Source organism: Paenibacillus sp. 1_12 (genome assembly GCF_900114475.1).
Lineage (GTDB): Bacteria > Bacillota > Bacilli > Paenibacillales > NBRC-103111 > Paenibacillus_S.
Genome location: NZ_FOTE01000045.1, coordinates 1 through 9,739 on the forward strand (window position 1 = coordinate 1; position 9,739 = coordinate 9,739).

Annotated in this window: 10 protein-coding genes and 2 pseudogenes; 4 read left to right on the forward strand and 8 right to left on the reverse strand. The window is 43.7% G+C overall.

Going from position 1 to position 9,739, the window contains the following annotated elements:
* Positions 1–267 precede the first annotated feature (267 nt).
* From BM210_RS35270 to BM210_RS33615, 4 genes are all read right to left on the reverse strand, one after another.
* Positions 268–411, reverse strand: a complete 144-nt coding sequence (locus BM210_RS35270; protein ID WP_177238169.1) for a hypothetical protein — start codon at positions 409–411, stop codon at positions 268–270.
* 41 nt (positions 412–452) lie between these two features.
* A complete protein-coding gene (locus tag BM210_RS33605; protein WP_091177031.1) occupies positions 453–2,507 on the reverse strand; it encodes an RCC1 domain-containing protein in 2,055 nt (684 codons plus the stop codon).
* 385 nt (positions 2,508–2,892) lie between these two features.
* Positions 2,893–3,729: a TIR domain-containing protein gene (locus tag BM210_RS33610; RefSeq protein ID WP_091177032.1), complete on the reverse strand. Its 837-nt coding sequence runs from the start codon at positions 3,727–3,729 to the stop codon at positions 2,893–2,895.
* 561 nt (positions 3,730–4,290) lie between these two features.
* Positions 4,291–4,746: a cupin domain-containing protein gene (locus BM210_RS33615; RefSeq protein WP_256224219.1), complete on the reverse strand. Its 456-nt coding sequence runs from the start codon at positions 4,744–4,746 to the stop codon at positions 4,291–4,293.
* A 42-nt stretch (positions 4,747–4,788) separates the two neighbouring features.
* Here BM210_RS33615 and BM210_RS36045 point away from each other — a divergent pair.
* Positions 4,789–4,860, forward strand: a pseudogene (locus BM210_RS36045) (transposase); the annotation flags it as partial.
* Positions 4,861–4,917: 57 nt separating this feature from the next.
* Here the strand turns inward: BM210_RS36045 and BM210_RS33625 are convergent.
* The 4 genes from BM210_RS33625 to BM210_RS33640 all read right to left on the reverse strand — a co-directional run bounded on the left by BM210_RS33625 (position 4,918) and on the right by BM210_RS33640 (position 7,695).
* Positions 4,918–5,334 (reverse strand): SRPBCC family protein, encoded by a 417-nt coding sequence (locus BM210_RS33625; protein WP_091177033.1) that lies wholly within the window; start codon positions 5,332–5,334, stop codon positions 4,918–4,920.
* A complete protein-coding gene (locus BM210_RS33630; protein WP_091177034.1) occupies positions 5,327–5,647 on the reverse strand; it encodes an ArsR/SmtB family transcription factor in 321 nt (106 codons plus the stop codon). The genes BM210_RS33625 and BM210_RS33630 overlap by 8 nt, the downstream gene beginning before the upstream one ends.
* 76 nt (positions 5,648–5,723) lie before the next feature.
* Positions 5,724–6,374 carry a CvpA family protein gene (locus tag BM210_RS33635; RefSeq protein ID WP_091177035.1) on the reverse strand — a complete coding sequence of 217 codons (651 nt, stop codon included), beginning with the start codon at positions 6,372–6,374 and terminating at the stop codon, positions 5,724–5,726.
* Positions 6,375–6,852: 478 nt separating this feature from the next.
* The gene (locus tag BM210_RS33640; RefSeq protein ID WP_091177036.1) at positions 6,853–7,695 is read right to left on the reverse strand and encodes a hypothetical protein; all 843 of its coding nucleotides are present in this window, start codon (positions 7,693–7,695) and stop codon (positions 6,853–6,855) included.
* Between the two features lie 301 nt (positions 7,696–7,996).
* Here BM210_RS33640 and BM210_RS36050 point away from each other — a divergent pair, with 301 nt between their 5' ends.
* The 3 genes and pseudogenes from BM210_RS36050 to BM210_RS33650 form a co-directional block, all read left to right on the forward strand.
* On the forward strand, positions 7,997–8,185 hold the full coding sequence (locus BM210_RS36050) for an IS110 family transposase (protein ID WP_256224220.1): 189 nt from the start codon (positions 7,997–7,999) through the stop codon (positions 8,183–8,185).
* Positions 8,186–9,268 (forward strand): IS110 family RNA-guided transposase, encoded by a 1,083-nt coding sequence (locus BM210_RS33645; protein WP_256224221.1) that lies wholly within the window; start codon positions 8,186–8,188, stop codon positions 9,266–9,268. It abuts the gene before it with no gap.
* Between the two features lie 254 nt (positions 9,269–9,522).
* Positions 9,523–9,739: pseudogene (locus BM210_RS33650) on the forward strand (IS110 family transposase); the annotation flags it as partial.

Consider the following 9,739-nt stretch of genomic DNA (forward strand, 5'->3'; position numbering starts at 1 on the left):
GTTCTTGTCAAAATCGGGAATGAGATAAGGTTCTTGTCATTTGGTTTTGACAAGAACCTTATCTCATAAAACGAAAAAGCCGCGATTTACGCGACCCTTAATGAGATAGTGTTCTTGTCACCCGACATTTGTCGGATGACAAGAACTTTATCTCATTCCCGTAATGTCGCATTAAAAAAAGAGCGTATCTTTTGATACGCCCCTCTTACCTATCATCAATCAGCTCATCATTTCATGCAAGGCGGTAGATTTTTTTGTGTATATTGATTAACTCGGCTCCCATACATTTATTGGGAATTCACCGCTGTCGTCAAATCTCCAATATTCCGTTTGTTTGATTTCTAACACTACCAACTCCGGCTTTACCCATACTTTTTTCCATTCATCTTTGACCTTTTCAAAATTGTCCATGTCCGCACCTCCTTTCTCCGATTATTTTTCCTTGAAAAGCCTTAAAATTTCCCTGCTCCAGTAAATTTGCCATTATCAAAGTCCATCAGATTCATCGGATTCTCGACGTTACCTGCATTATCTATACTGAAGTATTCCACTGTATGGGTGACTCCTGCATAGAAAGTGAAGGGGGCCGTATAGGTTATCCAAGTACTGCCATTAATCCGATATTGTGTGGTTTTTACACCGGATCCGGATACATTATCGGTGGCTCTCAAGGTAGTGGTATAACCTTTTAAATACCGTATTCCACTACTGGATGTTTCGTAAATGGGATCAAATTGATATTTTGTAAGGGGTGCAATCGTATCAACAATTGATTCTGCCTCATATGCCTTAGCGGTGCGTTCGCTTTCTGTTTTTCCTGTGCTTGTTGCGGATACGTAAACTTGACCAGCTGCGGTTCCTAACTGATAAACGGAAGCAGTAACCGAGGTTTGACCCATAGGTACAGTCGCACTGCTTAACAGAATACCACCGGTTGCGGAGTCATACACCTTAATGAGGTCCCCTGTCGTTAAACCATGGACCAGAACTGTATCTGGTGTACCTACCGGATTGTTGGTAACTGTGATATTTACTGCTACTGGTGGGGTAGTTACCGGTACTGCACTTGTCGTAACACTCACCGCGTTGGACGTTCCCGCACTACTGCCGCCTGTGACGATGAGCCGGAATTGGTACGCCGTGTTCGGCGACAATCCCGTTGCTGTTGTTGTTGAAGCGTTCGCCGCGATCGTACCAGTCGTCGAAGGACTCCAAGTTGTGCCGCCGTCCGACGATTGCTCCACTGTAATGCTTGTTGCCACCGCTGCCGTAGGCCAAGTTAAAGTAACACTGCTTGAAGTCTTAGAGCTAAACGTGAGTGCCTTAATCGGTGTCGAGATCAAGACTATTCCCGGCACTTGAACAGGAGCTAATCTGAGCGTCGTTGTCCCGTCTCCGAGTTGGCCTGATCCATTATATCCCCAGGTCCACACCGTCCCATCGTTTTTCAGGGCTATCGTATGGTTCCCCCCGCCTGCAAACGTGACTGCTCCACTGAGGTCTGAAACTTGAACAGGAGCTGATCTGTTCGTCATTGTTCCGTCTCCGAGTTGGCCTAATCCATTCGATCCCCAGGTCCACACCGTCCCATCGTTTTTCAGGGCTATCGTATGGTATCCCCCGCCTGTAATCGCGGTGACTCCACTGAGGCTTGATACTTGAACAGGAGCTGATCTGCCCGTCGTTGTCCCGTCTCCGAGTTGGCCTGATCCATTCAATCCCCAGGTCCACACCGTCCCATCGTTTTTCAGGGCTATCGTATGTTCATACCCGCTTGCAATCGCGGTCACTCCACTGAGGCCCGACACTTGAACAGGAGCTGATCTGTTGGTCTTTGTTCCGTCCCCGAGTTGGCCTTGTCCATTATATCCCCAGGTCCACATCGTCCCATCGTTTTTCAGGGCTATCGTATGCCATCCCATGCCTGCAATCGCGGTGACTCCACTGAGGCCCGACACTTGAACTGGAGCTAATCTGCCCGTCGTTGTCCCGTCTCCGAGTTGGCCTGATCCATTCAATCCCCAGGTCCACACCGTCCCATCGTTTTTCAGGGCTATCGTATGGTATGCCCCGCCTGTAATCGCGGAGACTCCACTAAGGCCTGACACTTGAACTGGAGCTGAACGGTCCGTCATTGTTCTATCTCCGAGTTGGCCATTTGCATTCAATCCCCAGGTCCACACCGTCCCATCGTTTTTCAGAGCTATCGTATGGAATCCCCCGCCTGTAATCGCGGAGACTCCACTAAGGCCTGACACTTGAACTGGAGCTGAACGGTCCGTCATTGTTCCATCTCCGAGTTGGCCATTTGCATTCGATCCCCAGGTCCACACTGTCCCATCGCTTTTCAGGACTATCGTATGTTCATACCCGCCTGCAATCGTTGAGCTATTCGTTGATCCTGGTGAAGCAAATATCGTCGTTGTCGGGAGAAAGGTGCTTATGAGCAGTAAAATAAAACACCAAACCCTGGATCTTTTAACTTGATTTTTGAATCGGTCAGTCATCCTAAAATCCTCCTTAGCATAAAGTGCGGTAACCTAAAGTTGCCTTGATACAAAATGTATCATAAATGAAGCGTATTTACTACATTAATGATCGGTTTAAAATCAATGTATATTTGAAGTCAGTACAACACGTCTTGTTGAAGAAAACTGCCCGTTAGTTTAATCGCCGCATGCATGCGTCATCTCATTTAAAATAGCGTTCACCCAAGTGAGTGAACGCGAAGAAGAACTAATCAAATTTTTACTGCGATACCTTGTTTTGAGCATGTCATATCAATTCATGCCACCGATGAATTTGTTCCAATAATATAAAAAATCCGCAATTTCTGCGGATACTTATCGGTTATTTTCACTCGACAAAAGTAGGGTAACCTATAGGAATACCCTATTTTATTACACCTTCACGTTTGAGAACTCGACCAAGTTCATAAAAGGTCTGTTCGATGTTATCTGCCGAAAAACCTATGTATTGCAGCCCATCAACATTTGAGAAATCATCTAACCCTTCCTGCCTTAGAAGTATTGCCTTTTTGAACCCCAATCTACCTTGAAACAGTCCAGCTTCATGAATGACGTTTTGTCTAGCTCTGATTTTCCCTTCGGAAACCTCATCCTCGGCAGTAAGTATTAAGATTGCAAAAGAAGCTTTTCCCATAAAAACCTCAAGGATAGGAACTATTGATTCTCCAACGTGTGATTCTGTTTCAAATGTAAATGAATCAATTCCATAGTCATCATGTAAAAAAGACTTTACTCTGCTCCATAACTTGCTTCGACCGTGGCCGATAAAAATTGATTGTGGTTTTGCCTTTTCTTGGATATATGGTATCTGTTCCTGAATACTTTCAAGCTCAGTTGGCATTAGTTCAAGTCGTCCAATAATTGAGTCTAATTTCGACATTTTAGCGTTAAAGGTATTTTTAAAATAATAATATGATTCATTCCACGATGAACTAACAGCAAGATCTCCATAAGCGTAATCGTATTCCTGTGTAATTTCATCGGACGTAAACATACCGTTCAACATAAGCAAATTATAATCATTCCATTTGTTATAACGTGCTTCTACCTCTTCGTATTGTTCCTCCGAACCAACGTGGGTATTTAGTATTTCATTTCCTTCAGCTAACCGCTTAGTTAGCTTTTTTTCAGCTTCTTCATGTGTCATTTTCAATAGCAACGGTTGCTCTAGTGGTTCGGACTTTTGACTCTTTCTCACCATTAAAGTTATTTCCCCTTTTGACAATAAATTTTTATAATATTCCTAAAGTTGCTAGGTTGTATCTTCAAGAGTTTGTTGGTTTTCCTCAAATAGGCAATCAAAATCTTTAACCCCAATCGCTTCAAAACTGATTCCCATTATTATTCAACATTTTTCGATAAATTAGGTAATCTCGAGATCGAATCCCCTATTTTTAAACCCAGGATAGCTCTATTGCTAGACGAACGCAAAAAAATCAGAATGCCGCGGCATTCTGATTTTTAATATAAAGTATAATCATTAATTAACCCCACATGGTTACGAGTCCATGTTACTTTTACATCCATATTTATTTACTGATTGAAATTCCACTTTGCTATATTCATAAACTTCATCGCTCCGCCCTCTCAACTTGCGAATTTCAGTAAGGCCCAACAAATCGTCATTGAACGAACATGTCCTGCGCAAAACTGCCCGTTAGCTCAACGCTCAGCGGGACATATGTATCAAATACCCTATTTTGTGAAGAAGTAAAAGGAGCTGCCGCGGCAGCTCCTTCATCGTTTGTATAGAATCCTTTATTCAGCTATCGTATCCGTTGAACTCAACGCTCTTCCCCCATTCGACGGGTTGTTCCAGGATTACCCCGTCTGTCTCCACCCATTGGGTTAGGCTGTTCTCTTTGGCTTGAATAACGATAAAATACAGGTCTTCCGAAGCGGACGTATTCCGCAACGCTCTTACTCCGTCAGGAGCGATTCGAACTGAAGTTCCTTCGAACACATCTAAATCATTTCCGTCCACTTGAAATTGACCTTGTCCTTTAAGAAAGATGTAGAGTTCCTCATTTTCTTGGTGTTTGTGATAGAAGGGGATTTCCGCCTTGGGGGGCAGATTATTGAGTGAAACTTCCATGCTCGTAAGTTTTAAGAAATCTTTTAGGAAAATTTTTCCTTTTAGCATTCCTTCCGTAACGTTTCCAAAATTCGAAAACGCACCTACATGGTTAACAGAGTAATTCGCTTGATTCGACTCCAATTTGCTCACCTCACCTTAGATTAATTGTTCCATTAATAAAATGATAACTGCCCTTCGAAGAGCGCCCCCAAAGACGCCCTCGTCATTGCAGACGTTGTCAGCCGTGGTTATTACTACGATTACACTCGTCAAGCCGGGACTTCCAGAGGTTTAGTCTAAACCAATGTTAAACTAAAAGGCTGGCAGGGTTTTGCCTGTTTCGAGCAGGCTCTTTAAATTGCTGAGAATGGAAGGCCAGCCATTATTAAATCCATCCTTCTCTAATATATCATCGTGACTGAGAGTCAATTTTACAGTAGAGTTCATAGGTGTTAATTCGTATGTAACTTTGGAGAATCGCTCCCCTTCAACGTCTCTGACGCTCCAGGTAACTGTGAGTAAACGATAGGGCTCACATACAAGAACTTCACCATGATGATCAACCTTATCTTTATCCATCAATTTAAAGCTGGAGCCAACTTGCCAATCTGAGATGATTTCACGACCGAAAAAATACTGCTTGGTGAATTCACTGTTAGTTAGGGCTTGCCAAAGCTTCTCGGGTGTAGTTGCGATGTAAGTCGTATAAACGAATGAAGTTTTATTCATGATTAGAATCCTCCTCTAAGGCTTGCTTCAGTGTGTTTAATGCTTCAATCCGGTGACGTTCAAACTTGCCGATCCAGCGTTGATAAATTTCCCCGATAGGTATCGGATTAAGATAATGCAGCTTCTCACGGCCTTGCCAAACGATAGTTATAAGGTTTGCCTCTTCCAGCAGCTGAAGGTGCTTCGTAACAGCTTGACGAGTCATAGTCATTTGTTTACAAAGTTCTCCTAATGATTGTCCATTATTTGCGAACAAGAGGTCGAGTAAATCTCTGCGAGTTCCATCGGCAAGTGCTTTAAATACTTTGTCCATGCCCCTATTATATGCAACCATTTAATTGCATGTCAAGTTCAACTGAAAAAAAACTGTAGCATATCCATACTGTTTATTACATTATCCTGCCCGTCCATAGCGCTGCACCGGCAGTTTCATATGTGTATAAAATCCAATATTTTGTGCAGATGTAAGTAACTTCGGACCAAACGCCGTTTAACGAACAGAAAGGTATATCTAAAATATCTCTCCCAATTTTCTTGCGGTCGGGAGGGACGGATTCGGGATTCAGCTGCGGTTGGGGCATTTTTGTCCTGTCATCGCACCAAAAAAAAATAAATGCAATCAACACGTAGATGCCGGCAGATGTCCAGTAATTAAGCTTGTTAAACTCACCAAAACTCTCATAAAGCTGGACGGCTAAAGAACGATGCAGTACGCCTCCTACAAACGCTATCACTAATTCGATAATAAACGAAACCCACCATCCCATCATGGCAAACGTCAGACCCGTGGAAAGCATGCACTCCAGCGTTTTTTTGGCCAGGTATTTGACGCGTTTTCTGGCATAATCATCTTCGTATTTCCGCATGATGGTTTTGTTTTCATCGATTATTTTTTGATAAGTAGCGCGATGCTTCGATTCTTCTCCTTTATAGATGCGGTCAATCTCGCAGTCCAAGCAAAACACCACGATTTTGTTGTTCTCGATTTTCTCAAACATCTCTTCTTTATGCCTCGGACAGAGTTTTACCACATGCTTCATATGCTCTCCCCTTTCGCGTTTCCATCTTTTAGTATAGCAGGAGAGGATTTTATTTCCATTTGTTTTTCAATGACAAAACACCCCATAAATGGGACGTTTTCAACTTGCATTTCTTGGTCTTCCCTTCTTATTTGGAACCTTTTCTTTCCATCGACGAGCCTGCAGAGAACATTATTCTATTGCCTGAGTGTTATGCCCATCATATCGGCCCCTACCTGCATACTTTACCCGTACGCCTTAGAAGCACCGCCTTTTTAGGCTTAACAGGCTGCGGATTGTGCCGGCAGCCTTGTTGGAGTTCGTTATTCAACTATCGTTCTCCGAGGGAGCTTAATACTTTCTCATAACGTTCCCGTTTTCACGAACCCTCAGCGACTTAAGCTCCGAAGAGGCGGCTGCGATGTGTTTAGGAACATAAAATCCGAGTAAGTTACCACTTCAAAATCATTGAATTTTCTAGATAACTGAAAAAAATTCCTCAATCCAATAATTCCAAATTTACAGTTATCTCTACCGACATTCCTCCATGAAGATAAATATTACTTACCGTAGCAATATCTTCTAAGGAACCAATTTCAATTGGTTTTACTAAAATCTGTTTAATTTTTTCGTCATCCGTATTTATGATTATTCTTGCTTCACTTTGATTTTCAAACCGATTATGCTTAATTGTTAATTCCTTAGGTGGTCTCTGTCCAAAATCCCACCAACTATATTCACCGTATTTATCAAAATCAATATAGGAAACGCGTGTAATGATTATTTCTTCTCTATTTAGTCCTAATGCCATAAGAGCATTGATGATTCTTTGTTCAAACTCCTTGTAATCATGTATAAAAATAACGGCAGACTTTTCTTTTCGATTCAATTTCTCTACTTCTTGAGGATCCAGATTGTCCATAAAATCTCTAAAATATGATGCTGGTACCGTCGCTGTTAAGCTATGCTTTCCCTCTTCTTTTGGACAATCAAACATACTTTGCTTTAAAATATAAAAACAAAAACATGGCAACTCCATATCCCGAGATCTCTTCAAGTAAACGCGTTGGCCAATGGGGATAAGCACCAGATCAGAATATTTTTTATATTTCTGATTCAATTCAATTGCATGCTCAATATCAAACACATGAAATGTTGCCATTGTTACTTCTAATTTGTCTCCAAGTCCTTCCCCTTTTTCAAAAGCGTATTTAACCCAAGAGCTCGGTGTACTAAATTTGATTTCACCTTTTTTTAAAAAAGTTTCAGCATATTTTTGAGTAGTGCAGCGAAATACTGAAACAAAGTTTTCAGGTTCTGCCCATACACCTTTTTCTTCCATTCCATGAATCCTCCTTATATTTGAAACAAAAAGCCTTTAATATCAACAGCTCATAAAACGACAATGAGCAGGATTGGGAATATTTAAATATTCGTGAATCGATTAAAATATTCTGCCCGTCCCTCGGTTTACTCTAATAAAACAAAAGAAGAGCTGCCGCGAAGCAACCCCTCAACTATCGTACCCGTTAGGATTCCTGTAGAGCGTTAATTTTGCGCTTTGCACAAAAACGAGCGACTCCTGTACGATGGGTTAATCACGGGTCATTGCCCTTTAGCCATCTTAAGGAGGTCGCTCTATCTTGAAGTTTAAAGCCCAAACCAAACAAAATCATCTCCTTGAACGTATTTCAACCCAGCACCTTGTCGTCGGTATCGACATCGCCCAGCAAACCCACGTCGCACGCGCCGTCAACTTCCGTGGCATTCTGCTCGGCACTCCACTTCACTTCTCTAACGACGACGCCGGCTTCAGCCTACTGCTGCAGTAGATGAAAGATTTGCAGGAAACGCACCAACTAGACGACACCATAATTGGCATGGAACCAACCGGCCACTACTGGCTCAGCCTTGCTGTCTGGCTCAAACACCGCACACTCGAGGTCGTGTTGGTCAATCCTCATCTCGTCAAAAAGAACAAGGAAAACCGCGACAATACACCATCCAAAAGCGACATCAAAGATGCCTTCGTTATCGCCGACATAGTGAAAAACGGCTACTACTCCTTCATCAAAGAAACCAGTGAAGTATTCATGGAACTGCGCGTGCTCATGGCGAACCGGGAGACCATTGTCCACCGTCTCGTCAGCGTCAAGAATCAGATTCACCGCTGGGTAGACATTGTGTTCCCCGAGCTTCGGCAGGTATACAAGCACCTCATTGGCTCCGGATCGCTAGCCACACTGCGCCTCTTTCCTATGCCTGCCGATCTTCAGAAACTCACCGTTCGCCAGGTAGTCGACGGCTGGAAAACGGTCATGAAGCGGCACAGCGGTGAACGAAGAGCTGGCGAGCTGCTGACGCTGGCAGCGCGCTCCGTCGGCGCCAAGCATGCCGAGAAAGCCTACAAGCTTCATCTGCAACAGCTGCTGGCCGAATATGACCTGGCTATGGAGCAACTGCAGGTCATTGAGGATGAAGTCGCAGCTGCACTGGCCCAGATCCCGCTGGCTAAGCCCCTGCTTGCAATGAAAGGCATGAGCACCTTATCTGTCGCCGGCATTCTCGGTGAAGCTGGCGACCTCAGCGGCTATGCACATGGTAATGCACTGCTGCGGCATGCTGGCCTCAACCTGGCTGAAGCGAGCTCAGGCAAGTGGAAGGGCCAGATGTCCATCAGCAAACGTGGTCGACCAAGGCTTCGGCATGCCCTGTTCATGGCAACCATGGCCCTCATCATGAACGATGTATCGTTTAAACGACAGCATGAATTGAATGTGAAGACGAAAAGCATGAAGCCGATGCGCTCTGTGATGAAGCTATGCGGCAAGCTTGCTCGCCTTCTGGTTGCCATGGCACGAAGCGGCGAAGCCTACGAACCAGATCGAGTTCTTCCTATGAAACAAGCTGCGTAACCGCTTCTCAATGAGCACGAATACTGGCTTATTCGCGGGATCTCAAGACTGCACGGAGTACCGGATTACATTGAACAAAAGGGCACAGACCCGTACCGTTAGGATAACCGGCCTCCACCCACCGGATAGGCGTAACGAAGCATTCCTGTAGAGCGTTAATTTTCCGCTTTGAAAAAAGAGAAGCGCCCTCGTAAGATAGAATTGTGCACAGGGTCAGCAACCCTAAAATTCACTATCTAGGAGGATGCTCTACAATGAAATTTAAACAACATAACGCTCAAAATCAACGGATTGAACATATTACCAGTAATCACATTGTTGTCGGTATCGACATAGCCAAAGAGACCCAAGTCGCTCGAGCTGTCACTTACCGAGGTATCGAGCTAGGTAGGCCATGCTCGTTTAAAAACAACGATGTTGGGTTTAAAAAAATTTTAACTTGGATTAATTCATTGCAAAAGCAACACAACA

Excerpts from the sequence above, each read along its gene's own strand:
- BM210_RS33635 (WP_091177035.1), bottom strand. The coding sequence starts at position 6,374 with ATGAAGCATGTGGTAAAACTCTGTCCGAGGCATAAAGAAGAGATGTTT.
- BM210_RS33640 (WP_091177036.1), bottom strand. The coding sequence starts at position 7,695 with ATGGAAGAAAAAGGTGTATGGGCAGAACCTGAAAACTTTGTTTCAGTA.
- BM210_RS33625 (WP_091177033.1), bottom strand. The coding sequence starts at position 5,334 with ATGAATAAAACTTCATTCGTTTATACGACTTACATCGCAACTACACCC.
- BM210_RS33605 (WP_091177031.1), bottom strand. The coding sequence starts at position 2,507 with ATGACTGACCGATTCAAAAATCAAGTTAAAAGATCCAGGGTTTGGTGT.
- BM210_RS33610 (WP_091177032.1), bottom strand. The coding sequence starts at position 3,729 with ATGGTGAGAAAGAGTCAAAAGTCCGAACCACTAGAGCAACCGTTGCTA.
- BM210_RS35270 (WP_177238169.1), bottom strand. The coding sequence starts at position 411 with ATGGACAATTTTGAAAAGGTCAAAGATGAATGGAAAAAAGTATGGGTA.
- BM210_RS33645 (WP_256224221.1), top strand. The coding sequence starts at position 8,186 with ATGAAAGATTTGCAGGAAACGCACCAACTAGACGACACCATAATTGGC.
- BM210_RS33630 (WP_091177034.1), bottom strand. The coding sequence starts at position 5,647 with ATGGACAAAGTATTTAAAGCACTTGCCGATGGAACTCGCAGAGATTTA.